The sequence below is a fragment of the Stenotrophomonas sp. PE591 genome (assembly GCF_018320795.1).
GTDB classification, from domain to species: domain Bacteria; phylum Pseudomonadota; class Gammaproteobacteria; order Xanthomonadales; family Xanthomonadaceae; genus Stenotrophomonas; species Stenotrophomonas maltophilia.
The window spans coordinates 191,792-210,423 of the sequence record NZ_JAAOKO010000005.1 but is presented as its reverse complement, the minus strand read 5'-3'; the positions used below and the strand labels follow the sequence as shown (position 1 = coordinate 210,423).

At 67.7% G+C, this 18,632-nt stretch carries 19 protein-coding genes and 1 pseudogene; 13 read left to right on the top strand and 7 right to left on the bottom strand.

The window, feature by feature from the left end; all coding sequences use genetic code 11:
- The first annotated feature begins 173 nt into the window (after positions 1–173).
- The 6 genes and pseudogenes from JLDANKMP_RS14675 to JLDANKMP_RS14650 all read left to right on the top strand — a co-directional run bounded on the left by JLDANKMP_RS14675 (position 174) and on the right by JLDANKMP_RS14650 (position 4,273).
- A complete protein-coding gene (locus tag JLDANKMP_RS14675; RefSeq protein WP_005411704.1) occupies positions 174–962 on the top strand; it encodes an ATP-binding cassette domain-containing protein in 789 nt (262 codons plus the stop codon).
- A complete protein-coding gene (locus tag JLDANKMP_RS14670; protein ID WP_005414955.1) occupies positions 962–1,711 on the top strand; it encodes an MlaE family lipid ABC transporter permease subunit in 750 nt (249 codons plus the stop codon). Before JLDANKMP_RS14675 ends, JLDANKMP_RS14670 begins: the two co-directional genes overlap by 1 nt.
- A gap of 59 nt (positions 1,712–1,770) precedes the next feature.
- Positions 1,771–2,235, top strand: a pseudogene (mlaD, locus tag JLDANKMP_RS14665) (outer membrane lipid asymmetry maintenance protein MlaD); the annotation flags it as partial.
- Between the two features lie 56 nt (positions 2,236–2,291).
- Positions 2,292–2,954, top strand: coding sequence for an ABC transporter substrate-binding protein (locus JLDANKMP_RS14660; protein WP_049417748.1), 663 nt, complete (start codon positions 2,292–2,294; stop codon positions 2,952–2,954).
- Complete coding sequence (locus JLDANKMP_RS14655; protein ID WP_005414956.1) at positions 2,944–3,255, top strand: STAS domain-containing protein; 312 nt, start codon at positions 2,944–2,946, stop codon at positions 3,253–3,255. Before JLDANKMP_RS14660 ends, JLDANKMP_RS14655 begins: the two co-directional genes overlap by 11 nt.
- A 1-nt stretch (position 3,256) precedes the next feature.
- A complete protein-coding gene (locus tag JLDANKMP_RS14650) occupies positions 3,257–4,273 on the top strand; it encodes a VacJ family lipoprotein (RefSeq protein ID WP_212561498.1) in 1,017 nt (338 codons plus the stop codon).
- A 106-nt stretch (positions 4,274–4,379) separates the two neighbouring features.
- Here the strand turns inward: JLDANKMP_RS14650 and JLDANKMP_RS14645 are convergent, their stop codons facing one another.
- The 3 genes from JLDANKMP_RS14645 to rmuC form a co-directional block, all read right to left on the bottom strand.
- Positions 4,380–4,925 carry a glutathione peroxidase gene (locus JLDANKMP_RS14645; RefSeq protein ID WP_005411710.1) on the bottom strand — a complete coding sequence of 182 codons (546 nt, stop codon included), beginning with the start codon at positions 4,923–4,925 and terminating at the stop codon, positions 4,380–4,382.
- A 126-nt stretch (positions 4,926–5,051) separates the two neighbouring features.
- Positions 5,052–5,450, bottom strand: a complete 399-nt coding sequence (locus JLDANKMP_RS14640; RefSeq protein WP_212561497.1) for a hypothetical protein — start codon at positions 5,448–5,450, stop codon at positions 5,052–5,054.
- 71 nt (positions 5,451–5,521) lie between these two features.
- Complete coding sequence (rmuC, locus tag JLDANKMP_RS14635; RefSeq protein WP_005411712.1) at positions 5,522–7,081, bottom strand: DNA recombination protein RmuC; 1,560 nt, start codon at positions 7,079–7,081, stop codon at positions 5,522–5,524.
- Between the two features lie 45 nt (positions 7,082–7,126).
- Between rmuC and JLDANKMP_RS14630 the strand changes: the two genes are divergently transcribed.
- A complete protein-coding gene (locus JLDANKMP_RS14630; RefSeq protein WP_212561496.1) occupies positions 7,127–7,732 on the top strand; it encodes a glutathione S-transferase N-terminal domain-containing protein in 606 nt (201 codons plus the stop codon).
- Between the two features lie 67 nt (positions 7,733–7,799).
- On the opposite strand, the gene JLDANKMP_RS14625 is transcribed toward JLDANKMP_RS14630, so the two are convergent.
- Complete coding sequence (locus JLDANKMP_RS14625) at positions 7,800–8,807, bottom strand: zinc-binding alcohol dehydrogenase family protein (RefSeq protein ID WP_212561495.1); 1,008 nt, start codon at positions 8,805–8,807, stop codon at positions 7,800–7,802.
- A 91-nt stretch (positions 8,808–8,898) separates the two neighbouring features.
- Between JLDANKMP_RS14625 and JLDANKMP_RS14620 the strand changes: the two genes are divergently transcribed.
- From JLDANKMP_RS14620 to JLDANKMP_RS14610, 3 genes are read left to right on the top strand one after another with little or no spacing between them, the layout of a single operon-like run.
- On the top strand, positions 8,899–9,870 hold the full coding sequence (locus JLDANKMP_RS14620) for a LysR family transcriptional regulator (protein ID WP_212561494.1): 972 nt from the start codon (positions 8,899–8,901) through the stop codon (positions 9,868–9,870).
- 14 nt (positions 9,871–9,884) lie between these two features.
- Entirely contained in the window at positions 9,885–10,514 is a 630-nt protein-coding gene (leuE, locus tag JLDANKMP_RS14615; protein ID WP_005411716.1) for a leucine efflux protein LeuE, read from the top strand.
- Positions 10,511–10,945 carry a hypothetical protein gene (locus JLDANKMP_RS14610; RefSeq protein ID WP_212561493.1) on the top strand — a complete coding sequence of 145 codons (435 nt, stop codon included), beginning with the start codon at positions 10,511–10,513 and terminating at the stop codon, positions 10,943–10,945. The genes leuE and JLDANKMP_RS14610 overlap by 4 nt, the downstream gene beginning before the upstream one ends.
- Before the next feature lie 23 nt (positions 10,946–10,968).
- On the opposite strand, the gene JLDANKMP_RS14605 is transcribed toward JLDANKMP_RS14610, so the two are convergent.
- A complete protein-coding gene (locus JLDANKMP_RS14605; protein ID WP_212561492.1) occupies positions 10,969–11,868 on the bottom strand; it encodes a LysR family transcriptional regulator in 900 nt (299 codons plus the stop codon).
- A 121-nt stretch (positions 11,869–11,989) separates the two neighbouring features.
- Between JLDANKMP_RS14605 and JLDANKMP_RS14600 the strand changes: the two genes are divergently transcribed.
- Together JLDANKMP_RS14600 and JLDANKMP_RS14595 are read left to right on the top strand one after the other, a co-directional pair.
- Complete coding sequence (locus JLDANKMP_RS14600; protein WP_099490220.1) at positions 11,990–12,985, top strand: aldo/keto reductase; 996 nt, start codon at positions 11,990–11,992, stop codon at positions 12,983–12,985.
- Positions 12,986–13,160: 175 nt separating this feature from the next.
- A complete protein-coding gene (locus JLDANKMP_RS14595) occupies positions 13,161–14,588 on the top strand; it encodes an amino acid permease (protein WP_005411719.1) in 1,428 nt (475 codons plus the stop codon).
- A gap of 93 nt (positions 14,589–14,681) precedes the next feature.
- Here the strand turns inward: JLDANKMP_RS14595 and JLDANKMP_RS14590 are convergent, their stop codons facing one another.
- Positions 14,682–15,923, bottom strand: coding sequence for a dipeptidase (locus JLDANKMP_RS14590; RefSeq protein WP_212561491.1), 1,242 nt, complete (start codon positions 15,921–15,923; stop codon positions 14,682–14,684).
- Between the two features lie 210 nt (positions 15,924–16,133).
- The gene (locus JLDANKMP_RS14585; RefSeq protein WP_212561490.1) at positions 16,134–17,303 is read right to left on the bottom strand and encodes a class I SAM-dependent rRNA methyltransferase; all 1,170 of its coding nucleotides are present in this window, start codon (positions 17,301–17,303) and stop codon (positions 16,134–16,136) included.
- Positions 17,304–17,650: 347 nt separating this feature from the next.
- On the opposite strand from JLDANKMP_RS14585, the gene JLDANKMP_RS14580 reads away from it, so the two are divergent.
- On the top strand, positions 17,651–18,613 hold the full coding sequence (locus tag JLDANKMP_RS14580; protein ID WP_005411722.1) for a TerC family protein: 963 nt from the start codon (positions 17,651–17,653) through the stop codon (positions 18,611–18,613).
- The last annotated feature ends 19 nt before the right edge of the window (positions 18,614–18,632 follow it).

Genomic DNA, 18,632 nt, shown 5'->3' with positions numbered 1-18,632 from the left:
GGCAGGCAGTATTCAATGGTCGGCCCATCGACGGTACGGATTGTTCCGGGCTGCCGGCCGATTGTCCCGGCCTGCGCCACGCCCTGCCGTGCAACAATACTGCACCGTCCAGTCTGCTTATGTTCAGCCGGCTGGCCCGATCCTTCGATGTCTAAAAAACGTTAATGGTGCCCATGTCGGCTTCCACCTCCAGTCTGGTGCAGTTGTCCAACGTCCGCATCGACCGGAGCGGACGCACGATCCTGCGTGACGTGTCGCTGCAGGTGCCGCAGGGCAGCATCACCGCCGTGCTCGGACCCTCCGGCAGCGGCAAGTCGACCCTGCTGGCGGCGCTGACCGGCGAACTGCGACCGGTGGCCGGCGACGTCACCCTGTTCGGCAAGCCGATCCCGCATGACAGCAGCGCGCTGCTGGAGATGCGCAAGAGCGTGGGCGTGCTGCTGCAGGGCAATGGTCTGCTGACCGACCTCACCGTGGCCGAGAACGTCGCCCTGCCGCTGCGTACGCATACCCGCCTGCCGGCCGCCGTGCTGCGCCGGCTGGTGGAGATGAAGCTGCATGCGGTGGGCCTGCTGGCCGCCGCCGACGCCTGGCCGCGCGAACTGTCCGGCGGCATGGCGCGCCGCGTGGCGCTGGCCCGTGCGCTGGCGCTGGACCCGCCGCTGATGATCTACGACGAGCCGCTGACCGGGCTGGACCCGATCGCCTCCGGGGTGATCATGAGCCTGATCCAGCGCCTCAACCACAGCCTGGGCCTGACCAGCATCATCGTCAGCCACCACGTGCACGAGACCCTGCCGATCTGCGACCAGGTGATCGCCATCGCCAATGGCGGCGTCGTGTTCCAGGGGACGCCCGAGGCACTGCAGTCCAGCCAGGATCCGCTGCTGCGGCAGTTCCTGCATGGCCAGCCGGATGGCCCGATTCCGTTCGATGCCGCGCCACGCGCGAGGGTTGCCTGATGCCGTTCGTCCAAGCCACCCGCTCGCTGGGCCGCGCCGGGCTGTTCTCGCTGACCGTGCTGCGCGGTTCCCTGCCGACCCGTGATTTCCTGGCCGAGCTGACCCGCGAGATCTACAAGATCGGCGCGCGCTCGCTGCCGATCATCGCCGTCGGTGGCGCCTTCGTCGGCCTGGTGCTGACCCTGCAGGGCTACCGCACGCTGACCACCTTCGGCGCGGCCGACGCGTTGTCGACCCTGCTTGGCCTGTCGCTGTACCGCGAACTGGCGCCGGTGCTGACCGCGCTGCTGTTCATCGGCCGCGCCGGCAGTTCGATCGCCGCCGAGCTGGGCCTGATGCGCGCCACCGACCAGATCAAGGCGCTGGAGCTGATGGCGATCGACCCGGTGGCCAAGGCCGTGGCGCCACGCTTCTGGGCGGCGGTGCTGACCGTGCCGCTGCTGACCGGCATCTTCTGCTCGCTGGCGATCAGTGCCAGCTACTTCGAGGCCGTGCACGTGCTGGGCCTGGACAATGGCGTGTTCTGGTCGGCGCTGCGCAACAGCGTCGATTTCTGGGATGACTTCGGCGTGGCGATGCTGAAGTCGGCGATCTTCGGCGGCACCGCCGCGCTGGTCGCCGCCTATGTTGGTTTCCATGCCGAGCCGACCATTGAAGGCACGTCGGTGGCGACCACCCGTGCAGTGGTCAACGCTTCGCTGCTGGTGCTGATGTTCAACTTCGTTCTGTCGGCAATGTTGTTCACCTAACCCCTCCACCGGCGGTGCGCAGGCGCGCGCGGCCACCACGACTCGATCAGGTAATCCACATGGCCATCCGCGGTCCCAGACTCGAATTCTCCGTCGGCGCTTTCCTGCTGCTGGCCCTGGCCTCGCTGATGGTGCTGGCGGTGGCCTCGACCAACCAGCGCTGGAGCTGGGGCAGCCAGGGCTACGAGCTGAAGGCGCGCTTCTCCCAGGTCGGCCAGCTGCGCAAGCAGGCGCCGGTGAAGATCGGCGGCGTCACCGTCGGCCAGGTCGCCTCCATCGACCTGGACCCGGTGAAGTTCGAATCGATCGTGACCCTGCGCATGGACAGCAAGGTCAAGGACCTGCCGGCGGACACCTCGGCCGGCATCTTCACCAGTGGTTTGCTCGGCGAGAGCTATATCGGACTGCAGCCGGGCGGTGATCCGGACGTGCTGAAGGCCGGCGACGAAATTGTCTTCACCCAGCCGGCGGTTGACCTGATCCAGCTGGTCGGCAAGTACATGTTCAGTGGCGGCGCCGGTGGCGGCGCTGCTCAGAAGCCCAACGATGGCGCGCAGGCGCCTGCAACGGAACCGCAACCATGAAGATGAAACTGATCCCGGCCCTGCTCGCCTCGGCGCTGCTGGTGGCTACTCCGTTCCTCGCCCAGGCCCAGGCCGCCGCCCCCGCCGCTGCCGCGGCGCAGGGCCAGGCCGGCAAGGTGGTGATCGATGCCAGCACGCGCATCCTCACCACCCTGCAGCAGCGCAGGAGCGAATTCGGCAGCAACCCGGCCAGCCTGCGCAACTACATCGACAGCGAACTGAACCGCACCTTCGACCGCGACTATGCCGCGCGCCTGGTGCTGGGCCCGCACGCCCGTGGTGCCTCGGATGCCGACATCAAGCTGTTCGCCGATGCCATGGCCGACAGCCTCATGCAGCGCTACGGTTCGACCCTGCTCAACATCCAGGGCAAGCCGAGCTTCCGCCTGAAGGGTGAAAGCCCGCTGCCGGGCAACCGCGGCGTGCGCGTGAGCACCGAGCTGGTGCGTGCCGGCAGCGAGCCGACCCCGGTCGAGTACTGGATGCGCAACGTGAACGGCCAGTGGAAGATCTTCGACGTCAACATCGAAGGCATCTCCTACGTGCAGACGTTCCGCAACCAGTTCGACACCCCGCTGCGCCAGAAGGGCATCAAGCAGGTGGCCAGCGAGCTGCACAGCGGCAGCATGCAGGCCGGGCCCGCGGGCAATGGCAAGTAACGCACTGGCACTGCTGGAAGGCGACACCCTGCGCCTGCGCGGGGTGCTCGACCGCGCTGCGGTGATCGCGCTATGGCCGCAGCTGCAGGCCCTGCCGGCAAAGCTGGCACGGCTGGATCTGGCTGAGGTCGAACGCGTGGACAGCGCCGGCCTGGCCCTGCTGGCCGAGCTGGCGGCACGTGCGCGCAAGGCCGGCCATCCGCTGGTGATCACCGGCGCGCCGGCTGGCTACAACGAACTGAGCGCGGCCTACCGGCTGTCGCCCAACCTGGATTTCAACGCTACTTCTGCTGCGAGCTGACATGAACGTCGTGCGCACTCTCCCCCTGATCGTCCTGGCCACCGCCCTCACCGCCTGTGCCGGCAAGCCCGCGCGCAGCGATGCACCGGCAGCCAGCACCGTGGTCCCGGCCAGTTCTTCCACCTCGCCCGCCGCCGCGGCCACCGATGCCGGCACGGCTGACGCTGCTCCGGTCGCGCCGGTGGCCAATCCGCCGGCTGCTGCCGCATCGTCGCCGGCTGCGCCCACCGACAGCGGCGACGGCAGCGCGGCGAAGGCCTCAGCCGCCACCGCGCCCGGTGGCGATGACGACTTCGATGCCCTCTATGGCGGTGCCGGCAACACCACCAACGCAGCGGCCTACGATCCGTGGGAACCGTTCAACCGCAAGGTGCACAAGTTCAACAACGCGGTCGACCGCGGCGTCGCGCGTCCGCTGGCCACCGCCTATACCCACGTGGTGCCGCGCTTCGCCCGCACCGGCGTCAGCAACTTCTTCAGCAACCTGCGCGCGCCGGTGACCATCACCAACCAGCTGCTGCAGGGCCGCGGTGCCGATGCATGGGACAGCCTCGGCCGCTTCCTGATGAACAGCACGCTGGGCATCGGTGGCCTGTTCGATCCGGCCAGCAAGGCGATGGTACCGCGCCGCAATGAGGACTTCGGCCAGACCCTGGGTGCCTGGGGCTGGCGTCGTTCGCGCTACGTGGAACTGCCGTTCTTCGGCCCGCGTACCGTGCGCGACGTGTTCGGCCTGGCCGGCGACATTCCGCTGTCGCCGATCCGCCGTATCGAAGAGGACAAGGTCCGCATCGGCCTGCAGGGCCTGCAGCTGGTCGATACCCGCGCGCAGCTGCTGGCGATCGACGACCTGCGTGACACTGCCGTGGACGAGTACTCGCTGGTGCGCGATGCATGGATGCAGCGTCGCAACTACCAGATCGAGAACGATCTGCGCGGCAAGCGCGAGCGTGGCCACGACGACGCCAATTCGCCGATCCCGGTCGATGCGATGCCGATGCCGCAGTGGACGCACTGAGTCCTTTCAGCGACGCATGAAAAACCCCGCCTCGGCGGGGTTTTTCTTTGGCGCCGTGGGTGGGGTCGGAGCCCTTTCCCGTGGAAAGGGATCCGACCCCGGCCGATCAGGCAGCCAGCGCGGCTTCGATGGCTTCGCGCAGGCGCGCGTCGTCAGCCGCCACGTCCGGTGCGAAGCGGGCGATGACCTTGCCGTCGCGGCCGACCAGGAACTTCTCGAAGTTCCACAGCACCGCCGGCGCGGCGTGGATCGGAATCTCCTTGCTGGCCAGGCGCTCGCGCAGCGGGCCTTCGCCGATCGACTGCGGCTGCGCAGCGGTCAGCTGCTGGTACAGCGGGTGGGTGTCGTCACCGGCCACGCTGATCTTGGAGAACATCGGGAAACTGACATCGTAGGTGAGCTGGCAGAACTGCTGGATCTCCGCTTCGCTGCCCGGCTCCTGGCCGAGGAAGTTGTTGGCCGGGAAGCCCAGCACTTCCAGGCCCTGTGCGTGCTTTTCCGCATACAGCGCCTGCAGGCCTTCGTACTGCGGGGTCAGGCCGCACTTGGAGGCGACGTTGACCAGCAGCAGTACCTTGCCCTGGTAGTCGGCAAGCGAGGACGGCTGGCCGTCGATGGTGGTGAGGGAAATGTCCTGGATCGAAGTGCTCACGCGGGGGCTCCGGCAACAGCGGGGAATGGCCCACCAGCATAGCGCCGCGCGATGTCGGTCGTGCCGGCCGCTGGCCGGCAATCGTGCGATCGTTCGCAAGGGTTCATGAGGCTGCCGGCACTACGATCAGTCCACGCAGATCATGCCCTGCGCCTTGCCCTCATCAATGCGCTGGCGGCAGCCGAAGTTCTGGCGGGCATCGCGCTGGCAGGTGCCGGTGGCGGGGCTGCCAACCGCCACTTCGCCGCCGGCAAGGCACTGGCCCGTGCAGTCGCTCTTGCGGCTGCAGGCCTTGCCGGCATCGGCGTAGGGAATCACGCACTGTTCGCGCTGCAGCCGGCCCAGCCGCTGCAGGGTACCGCCAGCGGCCTGGCAGTCCACATCGCGCGCTTCGCGGTAGGCCTCGGCCGCTTCGGGGCTGGTGGCTGCGTCAGGTGCCGCCGCCGGATTGGCAGCCGGCGGTGCGCTGCTGCAGGCGACAAGCAGCGCGGTCAGGATGAGACTGGTGCAGAGGCGCAGGCGCATGGCGTTACCTGATCCAGTAGGACAGGCCGCCAGCATACGCATCGACCATGCAGGCGGCGTGTCGACGTAGCTCAGGCTTCGTCGCCGTCGTCGCCTTCGTTGCCTTCGTCCTCGGCCGTGGCATCAGCATCGGCCAGGCCGCCCAGCAGGGATTGCGCCTGCTCTGACGCCAGCGACTCCACGCCACGCAGGCGCCGTTCGATGGTGCGCGTCTTGCGGCTGGCTTCGCCGATGCTGCGGCCGACCGTGGTGATCTGCTTCTCGGCCTTCTCGAGAATGCCGGCGAACTTGCCGAACTCGCTCTTCACCGCACCCAGCAGGCTCCACACCTCGCTGGAACGCTGCTCGATGGCCAGCGTGCGGAAGCCCATCTGCAGGCTGTTGAGCAGCGCGGTGACCGTGGTCGGTCCAGCCACCACCACGCGGTGCTCGCGCTGCAACAGGTCGACCAGGCCCGGGCGCCGGATCACTTCGGCATACAGGCCTTCGGTGGGCAGGAACATCACCGCGAAGTCGGTGGTGTGCGGCGGCGCGATGTACTTGTCGCAGATCGACTTGGCCTGCACGCGCACCGCGCGTTCAAGCTGGATGCCCTGCAGGCGCACGCCCTCGGCGTCACCCTGTTCCTGCGCGTCGAGCAGGCGCTCGTAGTCCTCGCGCGGGAACTTGGAGTCGATCGGCAGCCACACCGGCGTGTCGTCGCTGCTGCGACCCGGCAGGCGCACCGCGATATCGACCATCTCGCCACTGTCCGGGCGTACCTTCACTGCCCGCGCGTACTGTTCCTGGGTGAGCGTCTGTTCGAGGATGTTCTCCAGCTGTACTTCGCCCCAGCTGCCACGGTTCTTGACGTTGGTCAGCACACGCTTGAGATCGCCAACGCCGGTGGCCAGCTGCTGCATCTCGCCAAGACCGCGCTGCACCTGTTCCAGGCGCTCGGAAACCAGCTTGAAGGAGTTGCCCAGGCGTGTTTCCAGCGTCGACTGCAGCTTTTCGTCCACGGTGTGGCGCATCTGCTCCAGCTTCTGCGCATTGTCGTTCTGCAGCGCGCGCAGCTGCTCTTCCAGCGTGGCGCGCATCTCGGCGATGCGCTGTTCGTTGCGCTGGGTCAGTTCCTGCAGGCGCAGGCCAAGGCTTTCGGTCAGGCGCTGCTGCGACTGCGCACCTTCCTCACGACCCTTGCGCGCATCGTCCACCAGGGTCTGGCGCAACGCACCCAGCTGGGTATCGGTACGCCCGGTGAGTTCCTGCAGCTGCTGGCCGAAGGCGTGGATGCGCGCTTCCTGCTGCTGGCCGAAGGTTTCCAGCTGGCCGCGCAGTTCCTGCAGGCGCTGCCCCATGAGTGCGGCGCCACGCTGCTGGCTCTCCGCCGCCTCGGCACGCGCCTTGCGGGCGTCCTCGCCCAGCGCCTCGCGCAGCAGGTCCAGGCGCTGGTCGGTGCGGGTGGACAGATCGGTCAGCGCGCGGGCAAAGCCATCGAGCTGTTCGCGCAGCTCGCTGCGCCCGGCGCGCGCCTCCTCACGCACCGCCTGTTCGAGGCGGTCGTGCGGCGGGCGGCGCAGCAGGGCGACAAGCTGCAGGATGAGCACGGCCAATAGAAGGCCGCCAATGAGCAGATATTCGGTTTGCATGGGGCAAGTGTAGGCTGGCGGAGTCTCAGCTGCTGCGCCAGGACCATGCTCGCTCTGTACGGAAAGCCCACCTCCATCAACGTGCGCAAGGTGCTGTGGCTGTGCGCGGGGCTGGATCTGCCCCTGCGCCACGAGCCTGCGCCACCCGCGGACCTGCTGGCCGCACTGAATCCGAACCGGCAGGTACCGGTGCTGCGCGATAGCGACTTCGTGCTGTGGGAGTCCAACAGCATCTGCCGCTACCTGGCCGCCCGCGCCGGCCGTGACGACCTGCTGCCCGCAGCAGCGCAGGCCCGGGCCCGGGTGGAGCAGTGGATGGACTGGCAGGCCAGCGACCTCAACAGCGCCTGGCGCCATGTGTTCATGGCGCGCGTGCGCCAGCATCCGGACTACCCGGACGATGCCCGTGCCGAGGCCAGCCTGGCGCAGTGGAACCGGTTGATGGGGGTGCTTGATGCACAGCTGGCCGCTTCCGACGGCTATGTGGCGGGCGACACCTTTACCCTCGCCGATATCGTGCTGGGGCTGTCGACCCAGCGCTGGCGCAGCACACCCGGCCACAAGCCCGCGCTGCCACACCTCGCGGCGTGGTTCGAACGCCTGCGCCAGCAGCCCGGTTTCGCCGAACACGTCGACAACGGCGTGGCCTGAGGCTGGGGTCAGATCCCTTTCCCAAAGGGAAAGGGATCTGACCCCGAGGACGCGGGAACAACCAGCGTTACCAGCCTTCCAGCACGATCTTGCCCTTGGCGCGGTGACTCTCCAGCAGCGCATGGGCGCGCCGCAGGTTGGCCGCGTCGATGCGCCCGAAATGCTCGCCCAGGGTGGTCTGCAGCACGCCGGCATCGATCAGCTCGGCCACCCGGTTCAGCAGGTCGTGCTGGCGCTGCATGTCCGCGGTCTTGTACAGCGGGCGGGTGAACATCGACTCCCAGTGCAGTGACAGTGCCTTGCGCTTGAGCGCCGTCACGTCCACCTGGCCCGGATCGTCGATCAGGCCGAACTGGCCCTGCGGCGCCAGCAGCTCCACGATCTGCGCGTAGTGCTGGTCGGAGTGGGTCAGGCTGGCCACGTGCTGCACCTCACTGATGCCCAGCCGTGCCAGTCCCTCGGCCAGCGGCAGGCGGTGGTCGATCACGTGGTGCGCGCCCATCGCATATACCCAGTCCTGGGTGTCCGGGCGCGATGCGGTGCCGATCACCGTCAGTTTCGTCAGCTTCCGCGCCAGCTGCACCAGGATCGAACCGACACCGCCAGCAGCACCGATCACCAGCAGGGCCTGGCCTTCACCGCCGCCCTCGGGAATGCGCAGGCGGTCGAACAGCAGCTCCCAGGCCGTGATCGCGGTCAGTGGCAGCGCGGCGGCGGCCGCATCGTCGAGACTGGCCGGCTTGCGGCCGACGCTGCGCTCGTCCACCAGCTGGTACTCGGCATTGCTGCCCGGGCGGTCGATCACGCCGGCGTAGTAGACCGCGTCGCCAGGCTGGAACAGCGTGACTTCGCTGCCCACCGCGTCGACGATGCCGACCGCATCCCAGCCCAGCACGCGTGGGCCGTCGGTGGCCACGCCGCGGCGGACCTTGGTGTCGACCGGGTTCACCGCCACCGCGCGCACCGCCACCCGCAGGTCGCGTGGGCCAGGCTGCGGCAGTTCCAGTTCGATATCGATCAGGGCCCGGATGTCGTCGATCGGCAGGCCGGCGTGGGTGTAGGCAATGGCGCGCATGGCAGCGGTCCAGTGGGGAAGGAGTGCACAGGTTGCGCCGCGCACGGTCGCTCAGAAAGGCGCAGAATCGGGCAGCACTTTCACTCCGGCAATGAAGATGATCCGCTTCGACGACCTGCAGTTGTTCGTCCGCACGGCCGCACTGGGCAGCTTCTCGCAGGCGGCCCGCGAGGCCGATCTGTTACCCGGCCAGGTCGCTGCTGCCGTGGCGCGGCTGGAACGCGAACTGGACCTGCGCCTGTTCGTGCGTACCACCCGCAGCCTGCGCCTGACCGGCGAGGGCGCGCTGTACCTGCCGTATGCGCAGGAGGTACTGGCTACCCTGCGCGAAGGGCGGGCCCGCGTACAGGGCGAGGACGCCGAACTGCATGGCACGCTGCAGCTGTCGGCACCGTCGGATTTCGGTCGCAACCTGCTGCTGCCGTGGCTGACCGCGTTCCGAGCCGCGCATCCACGGCTGCGCCTGCACCTGCGGCTGTCCGATGAAGTGGCCGACGTGTTCCGCGATCCGGTCGACGTGGCCATCCGCATCGGCCACTTCGACGACGCCAGCTACGTGGCCCTGCCCCTGCTCGAAGGCAACCGTCGTGTGCTCGCGGCGTCGCCCGATTACCTGCAGCGACGGGGCACGCCGTTGCGCCTGGACGAACTGCGTGAGCACGATTGCCTGGTCTACCAGCTCAGTGGCCGCGCCTACGATCGCTGGTCGTTCGAGGTCGACGGGCGCCGCACCGTGATCCCGGTGCGCGGCCCGCTGGTCTGCGACGACGCCGACGTGGTGCGGCGCTGGGCGGTGGCCGGCGAAGGCATCACCTACAAATCCTGGCTGGACCTGCGCGAAGACGTGCTGGCCGGACGCCTGCGGCTGCTGCTCGACGGCGTCGGCAGCCACATTCCGCTGCAGCTGGTGTGCCCGCATCGCAAGCAGTTCTCGCCCGCAGTACGGCAACTGCATGCGCAGCTGCGCCAGCACCTGCAACCGCTGCTGTCTGGCATGCCCGATGGACTTCCCCGCCCCCTGTCGCCCACCCCGGTGCTGGCCGACAATGGCAGCCCCCCGTAAGAGAGAACACCGCCATGCCGTGGATGGGCATCCAGGACCTGTGGACGTTTCTGGTCGCCGTGCTGGTGTTTCTCGCCCTGCCTGGCCCCGGCACCTTCACCCTGCTGACCGCCACCGGCCGGGGCGGCGTGCGCGGCGGCTACACCGCACTGGCCGGCCTGCTGGTCGGCGACCAGATCCTGATGTGGCTGGCGCTGGCCGGTGTCGCCGCACTGCTGAAGGCCAACCCCTTGGTCTTCCACGCTGTGCAGTACCTGGGTGCGGCCTACCTGGTATGGGTGGGCATCAGCCTGCTGCGCACGCCGAAGCACGAGGGCGGTGATGCTGGTCCGATCCGCATGCAGCCGGGCCGCTACTTCCAGCAGGCGATCCTGGTCAGCCTGCTCAATCCGAAGGCGATCCTGTTCTACATGGCCTTCCTGCCGCTGTTCATCGATCCGAAGGCACACCAGGGCATCGCGACCTTCGCGGCCCTGGCCGGCATCATCCTGGTGGTCAGCATCGCCTACTGCTCGATGCTGATCGGCGTGGGCAACCTGGCCCGTCGCCGCCTGATCCAGCATCCGCGGATCAGCGATGCGCTGCGCCGCGTGGCCGGCCTGTTCCTGGTCGGGTTCGGCATCCGGTTGGGGTTGAACGGATGATCCGGCGCGTGCTGGTGCTGGTGTTCATCGGGCTTCTGGCCGACACCGCAGCGGCCAGCGTGCAGGACCATCGCTGCCTGACGGGCGGTCGCAACGACGGCATCCACCTGCTGTGGCGCTGGCTGGACGATGGCAGCGCCGACGTGCAGTACGCCGGGCAGCGCGGCCGCCTGCAGCTGCAACGGGTGTCGCAGGAAACGACGGTGCTGGACGAAGACCGCCCGTACCAGTTCGACAGCGTCTGGGAAGAACGCATCGACGGGCGCCTCAACGGCCGCTACCTGCTGAGCACGCAGGGCGCGCTGGTGCTGGACCTGAGCTACGAACGCGCCCGTGATGGCCGTCGCACCACCTTCCACGATGACGGCGAGGCGTGGCAGGAGGATGGCTGCCATTGGCCGGGAGGCGTAGCGGCGCGCGTGGTCGATTGAAGCATGCCAACCAAGGTTGGCATCTACCGGTCGTGCATCTCCGCGCGCAGGTGGTCGATGAACACCCGCAGCTTGGGCGCCATCTGCTCACGCGCGGGGTAGTACAGGTGGAAGCCGGGGAATGGCGGCTGCCAGTCCTGCAGCACGCTCTGCAGTCGCCCAGCGTTGATGTCGTCGGCCATCAACGAGGCGAAGCCCTGGGCCATGCCCAGCCCCGCCAGCACGGCACCATGGGCGACGCCGGCATCGTTGAACACCAGCCGCCCGCTCACTTCCACGTCCAGGTCGTGGCCTTCGCGGCTGAACTCCCAGGGCATCAGCCGGCCGTTGGCCAGCCGGTGCACGATGCAGGCGTGGCCCTGCAGGTCATGCGGGGTCTGCGGCACGCCATGGCGTTCGAAATAGGCCGGCGTGGCCACCACCACCTGCCGCTCGGGTGGCCCGACCGGCACCGCGATCATGCCCTGTGCGAGTGATTCGCCCAGGCGGATGCCGGCGTCGAAGCCCTCGGCCACCAGATCGGTCAGCGCGGGGTCGACGCACAGTTCCACCTGCACCTGCGGGTAACGCGCAAGGAAGTCGGGCAGCCGCGGCAGGACCATGCGATCAGCGACGATGCGCGGCAGGGTGACACGCAGTCGCCCTGCAGGCACCGAGCGCGCGCTGTCCAGTTCGGCAAAGGCTTGGTCGATCTGGTCCAGGCCGCCGCGCACGCGTTGCAGGAAACGCGCGCCGTGTTCGGTCAGGCTGACCCGCCGCGTGGTCCGTTGCAGCAGGCGCACGCCCATCCGCGCTTCCAGCGCGCGCACGCTCTGCGACAGCGCCGAGGTCGACACGCCCAGGGCATCGGCGGCGCGGGTAAAGCTGGCATGCTCGGCCACGTGGACGAAGGCGACCACAGCGGTGAGGGGGTAGGCATCCATTGTGAAGCCAACCTTCAAGGTAAGTGCGGTGATCGGCAGTTTATCCGCATGATGGCGTGGAGGATGCTGTGCCCTCGCCGCGGCCCCCTCCAGGCGTGGCGCCTTCCCCAAGGAGATCCACATGAAGACCCGTACTCTCGGCCCTGCCGGCCCTACCGTGTCCGCCCTTGGCCTGGGCTGCATGGGCATGAGCGCCTACTACGGCGGCCGCGGCAGTGACGATGACGGCATTGCCGTCATCCGGCACGCGCTGGACCGTGGCGTGAGCCTGCTCGACACCGCCGATGTGTATGGCCCGCACACCAACGAGGTGCTGGTCGGTCGCGCGATTGCCGGCCGCCGCGACCAGGTGTTCCTGGCCAGCAAGTTCGGCATCGGACTGGACCCGGCTGACCCGAAGGCGCGGCAGGTCAACGGCCATCCGGACTATGTGCAGGCCGCCTGCGAGGCCAGCCTGCGCCGGCTGGGCGTGGACCACATCGACCTCTACTACCAGCACCGCGTCGACCCCAGCGTGCCGATCGAGGACACCGTGGGTGCGATGGCACGCCTGGTGGAACAGGGCAAGGTGCGCTGGCTGGGCCTGTCCGAGGCCTCGGCGGCCACCCTCCGCCGCGCCCATGCGGTGCACCCGATCACGGCGGTGCAGAGCGAGTACTCGCTGTGGTCGCGCGAGCCGGAGCAGAACGCGGTGCTGGCCACCACGGAGGAACTGGGCATCGGCTTCGTGCCGTATTCGCCGCTGGGCCGTGGCTTCCTGACCGGCGCCATCCGCAGCCCGGATGACTTCGACACCGACGATTACCGGCGCACCTCGCCCCGCTTCGAAGGCGAAAACTTCCAGCGCAACCTGGCACTGGTGGATACCGTGCAGGCGCTGGCCGCCGAGCGCGGCATCGCCGCCTCGCAGCTGGCGCTGGCCTGGGTGCTGTCGCGCGGCGAGCACATCGTGCCGATCCCGGGCACGACGCGGCGGGCACGGCTGGACGAGAACCTCGCTGCGCTGCAGGTGGAACTGGACGCGGCCACGCTGGACGCACTGGATGCGGCCTTCCCGCTGCATGCCGCGGCCGGTGAACGCTACTCGGTCAGCGGCATGGCCAACATCGAGTCGTAGCAGCGGCCGGGACGAACGCACACCGGTGGCTACCGCCGGATTGTGCCGATTCCGGCAGCCTGGCCGGGGCGCAGCGCGCGCCCCGCCATGCATGACCCCCGTCAGTGGTAATGCTGCGCTGCGTTCGGTCACACTCGGGAACTTGTCGTTCTTAGTCACCCCTTCCGAGGCCTGCATGTCCCTGTTCCGGCGCAAGTCCCTAGATTCCGTCACCGTCCACGAAGCCGGCAGGCGTCTGATCCCGACGCTCAGCTGGCCGCACCTGATCGCGCTGGGTATTGGCGCCATCGTCGGTACCGGCATCTACACGCTGATCGGCGTCGGTGCCAACCTGGCCGGCCCGGCCGTGCTGATCTCCTTCGCCATCGCCGGTGCGGTCTGCGCCTGCGCGGCGCTGTCCTACGCCGAGCTGTCGACGATGATGCCGGCCGCCGGCAGTGCCTACACCTACAGCTACAGTGCGCTGGGCGAGGTGTTTGCCTGGGTGGTGGGCTGGAGTCTGATCCTGGAGTACTCGCTGGTGGTGAGTACGGTGGCGGTGGGCTGGTCCGGCTACTTCGTCGGCTTCCTCGAATGGGTGCATACCCAGTTCGGCTGGAACGTGCACCTGCCGGCCTGGCTGGCGGCCGGCCCGCACGTGGAAGGCGGCATGATCAACCTGCCGGCGATCATCATCACCTGGCTGGTGGCCGGCATGCTGATGGCCGGCACCAAGGAAAGCGCCACCCTCAACGCCATCCTGGTGGTGTTCAAGCTGATCGCGCTGGCCATCTTCGTGGCCGTGGCCCTGCCCGCCTTCGACAGCGCCAACCTGCAGCCGTTCATGCCGTATGGCTTCGCCAAGTCGATGGGCCCCGATGGCGTCGAGCACGGCGTGATGGCAGCGGCGGCGATCATCTTCTTCGCCTTCTACGGCTTCGATGCAATCTCCACCGCCGCCGAGGAAACCAAGAACCCGGGCCGCGACCTGTCGATCGGCATCATCGGTTCGATGATCGGCTGCACCATCGTCTACGTGCTGGTGGCGCTGGCCGCCGTGGGTGCGATGAGCTACGCCGTGTTTGGCCACAGCGCCGAGCCGCTGGCGCTGATCATGCGCCAGCTGGGCCATCCGACCGCGGCGATGGTGATCGGCGTGATCGCGATCATCGCCCTGCCGACCGTGCTGCTGGCCTTCCTGTACGGCCAGAGCCGCATCTTCTTCGTGATGAGCCGTGATGGCCTGCTGCCGCGTGGCCTGTCCAAGGTCAACGCGCGCACCGGCACGCCGGTGGCGACCACGCTGTTCACCGCAGTGGTGGTGTCGGCGCTGGCCGGTGTGGCGCGCCTGGACGAGATTGCCGCGCTGGCCAACGCCGGTACCCTGGCCGCGTTCACCGCCGTCGGCATCTGCCTGGTGGTGCTGCGCCTGCGCGAGCCGAACCGCGAGCGCACGTTCCGCACGCCGCTGGCCTTCGTGGTCGGCCCGCTGGCCGCGCTGGGCTGCATCTACCTGTTCCTCAGCCTGCCGCACACCACCCAGCTGTATTTCCTGCTGTGGAACGTGGCCGGCCTGGTGCTGTACTTCCTGTACAGCCGTCGCCACGCGCTGATCGCGAAATAACCGGATCACCGGTAGTGCCGGCCGCTGGCCGGCAACCCGCATCCTGTTGATAGGGGCAATGCCGGCCAGCGGCCGGCACTACCGCAGGCCGTTTCAACCGCCCTGCTTTGCGGCGTAATCCTGCGCCTGGCGCATCACCCGCAGCAGGTTGCCGCCCCAGATGCCGGCAATCTGCTGCTCGGTATAGCCCTTGCGCAGCAGCCAGGCGGTGATCTTCGGCAGCTGGCTGACATCGGGCAGGTCACTCAGGCCACCGCCGCCATCCCAGTCCAGGCCGATGCCCACGTGCTCGGGGCCGACCACCTTGAGGATGTGCTCGAAGTGGGCGAAGAAGTCGTCGAGGCTGGCAGGGCGCACCGGGTGTTCGTGGTCCAGCGCCTGCTCGGCCTTCAGCAGGGCGACGCCCTGCTCGATGCCCATGCCTTCCCAGCCACCCAGCTGCTTGCTCAGCGCTTCCTCGGCCTGCTTGCGCTCGGGTGTCTTCGCCGTGTCGATCAGGTAGCCGCCATAGGCGTTCACCTGGATCACGCCGCCGGCCTTGGCCAGCTTGCGCAGGCGCGCGTCATCAAGATTGCGCGGGTGGTCGTAGACCGCCTTGGCTGAGCTGTGCGACAGCACGAAGGGCACCGGCATCATTGCCAGCAGGTCATCGAACACCGCGTCGGACGCATGCGACTGGTCGATCACGATGCCCAGCTTCACCGCCTGCTGCACCAGGTCCTTGCCGGCCGGGCTCAGGCCTTTCCATTCCGCTCCCTTGGGGTCGGTGGCCGAATCGGCGAACTCGTTGTTGGCGAAGTGCACGGTACTGAGCAGGCGCAGGCCGGCACGGTGGTAGAACGAGAGCAAGCTGGGGTCTTCCACCAGCGGGCTGGCGTTTTCCATGCTGATGTAGACCACGCGCTTGCCGGCGGCCTTGATCCGTGCCGCGTCATCGGCGGTCAATGCCAGCGCGAAACGCTCGGGATTGGCGGCCAGCATTTCGCGGATCTCCAGCAGCCGCTGCAGGCCATGGTCACGCTCGGCGAGGTGCGCGGCTGGGCTGCGGTCGCCCTGATCGGTGTAGATCGCCCAGAAGCCACCGTCCAGCGCGCCCTCGACCATGCGCGGGTAGTCCACCTGCGAGAGTGCGTTGCGGTCGTGGCGCTGCTCGATGTCGAAGCCGGTCCGGCCGAAATTGGCCGGCGTATCCAGGTGGCTGTCGAGCGTGACCAGGCGCTGCTGCAGCGCCTTGGCGCGGGCCAGTTCCTGTGCGCTGAACTCGATGGCATGAGCCGACAGCGGCGCACACAGCGCCAGGGCAAGCACGACGGACAGGTGGCGCAACGATGGCATGGGCTCTCACCGGCAATGGGAAGAGCCCGACCATAGCGCTGCAGCCGGCAGATTTGTAGAGTCGGGCTCACGCTCGGCTGCCAGGCACCGCGAGTCGAGCATGAATCGTATTCACGGCCCAGCGGCCAGCTTCCCGCGCAATGCGATGCGTTCGAAACAATGGCGCCCCCAGGATCAGGTGGCGCGGCTCGCCTCTACATCGTCCCGCGGTCAGTCGACCACGCGGCAGAACACGGCCTTCAGGTAACGCGATTCCTGCACGTGGGCCATGAACGGATGGTCCGGACCCGCACCAGCGACCTTCAGGATCTGGATCGTGCGGCCGGAGAAATAGGCCGCGCGGCGCAGCATGTCGAGGAACTGGTCCTCGGCCACCAGGCCGGTGCAGGAGAACGTGGCGAACAGGCCGCCCGGCTTGACCACGCCCAGCGCCAGCTTGTTCATGTCCAGGTACTTCTTCAGCGCAGTGATGACCTGGTCGCGGTCGCGGGTCATCTTCGCCGGATCCAGGATCACCACGTCGTACTGCTCGCCGCGGTTGGCGGCGTCGCGCAGCCACGGGAAGATGTCGGACTGGATGAACTTCGGGCGCACGTTGTTCAGGCGCGAATTGCCCTTGGCGATCTGGATGACGTCCTCATCGATGTCGATGCCGACCACTTCCGAAGCGCCACGCGCAGCGGCATACACGGCGAAACCGCCGGTGTTGCAGCACAGGTCCAGCACGCTCTTGCCTTCCACCTGCTGGCTCAGCCACTCGCGGTTCTCGCGCTGGTCGGCGAAGAAACCGGTCTTGTGCGCGCCGGCCGGGTCGGCGCGGAACTTGATGCCGTACTCGGTGATCACCGACGCCTCGGTGGTGGTGTTGCCGTGGAAGTCGAAGCTCTCCTGCTTCTGCACGTGTTCGTCGGCGAAGCTGTGGAAACGGCAGCCCGGGAACTGCTCGCGCAGGGCGTCGTAGATCCATTCGCGGTGGCGGAACATGCCGGCGGCGAAGAACTCGACCACTACCAGGTCGCCGTAGCGATCCACCACCAGGCCGGACAGGCCGTCGCCTTCGCTGTGCACCACGCGCCAGGCGTCGGAGACCGCGTCGAGCTTCAGCACCTCACGGCGCAGCGACACCGCCTGGGCGATCTTGCGCGAGAACCAGCCGGCATCGACCGGCACGTTCTTGTCGGTTTCGAGGATGCGCACGGCGATGCGCGAGTGCCCGTTGTAGAACCCGCGGCCAATGAACTCGCCATCGATGCCGACCACGTCGACGATGGAACCGGGCTTGGGCCGGACGGTCGGTTTCTCGACCAGTTTCTGGAAGATCCACGGGTGGCTGGAACGCCACGCATTCTTGAGGCGGACAATCGGAAGGGGGGTATTCATCCACCCATTGTAAACCGGGCGCCGGGGTCGGATCCCCGCAGGGGCTCTGACCCCAGTGTGGCGACGATGGGGTCGGAGCCCCTTTGGGGATCCGACCCCTGGCCTCCCCATTTGACGGCGGCGGGGCCAGACGGCAGAATCGGCGCCAGAAGGGGAGTAGCTCCCAGGCGTTGTCGCCGTCATTTCGAGCCCGCAGGCTCCGGTGCAACGGCAGTTCCAGCCGACTGGAACTGCGAGCGAGACCTTCGCCGTACTGGCGAAGCTCTGTCCCTGGATCCCCCTCCCGATCCTCCGTTGCAGATCCTCGCCGTCCGGCCTGGCATTCATCTTTCCAACGGACATTCCCAATGCAGACGATCGGTAACGTGTGGTTGTGGGGCGGCTTCGCAGCGGTGGTGGTCATCGCCCTGCTGGTCGACCTCGTGTTGATGCGCCATGGTGGACCGCACAAGGTCACCTTCAAGGAGGCCCTGTGGTGGTCCATCGGCTGGGTCGCGCTGGCGCTGCTGTTCAATGCGGGCCTCTGGTACTACCTGAATGAGACCGCCGGCCAGGTGGTGGCCAACAAGGTCGGCCTCGAGTTCCTGACCGGCTACCTGGTCGAGAAGGCGCTGGCGGTCGACAACATCTTTGTGTTCCTGATGATCATGAGCTACTTCGCGGTGCCCGAGGAACAGCGCCAGAAGGTGCTGATCATCGGCATCCTGGGTGCGATCGTGCTGCGTACGATCATGATCTTCGCTGGCAGCGTGCTGATCAGCCAGTTCCATTGGCTGCTCTACGTGTTCGGCGCCTTCCTGCTCTTCACCGGCTGGAAGATGTGGTTCGCCGCTGGCCAGGAGCCTGATCTGGAAACCAACCCGGCGCTGCGCTGGATGCGCAAGCACCTGCGCCTGCTGCCGGATTACGCCGGCAACGCGTTGAGCGTGAAGCGCGACGGCGTGCGCTGGTTCACCCCGCTGTTCGCGGTGCTGATCCTGATCGCGGTCACCGACGTGATCTTCGCCGTGGACAGCATCCCGGCGATTTTCGCGATCACCACCGACCCGTTCATCGTGCTCACCTCCAACGTGTTCGCGGTGCTGGGCCTGCGTGCGATGTTCTTCCTGCTGGCCGGCATGGCCGACCGCTTCCACCTGCTGCCGTATGGCCTGGCGCTGGTGCTGGGCTTCATCGGCATCAAGATGATGATCATCGACCTGTTCAAGATCCCGACCCCGGTGTCGCTGGGCGTGGTCGCGGTGATCATCGCCGCCACCGTGGTACTGAGCCTGAAGTACCCGCCGAAGGAAGGCTCCGGCCACGCCTGATCATGGCCGGCCGGCGGGA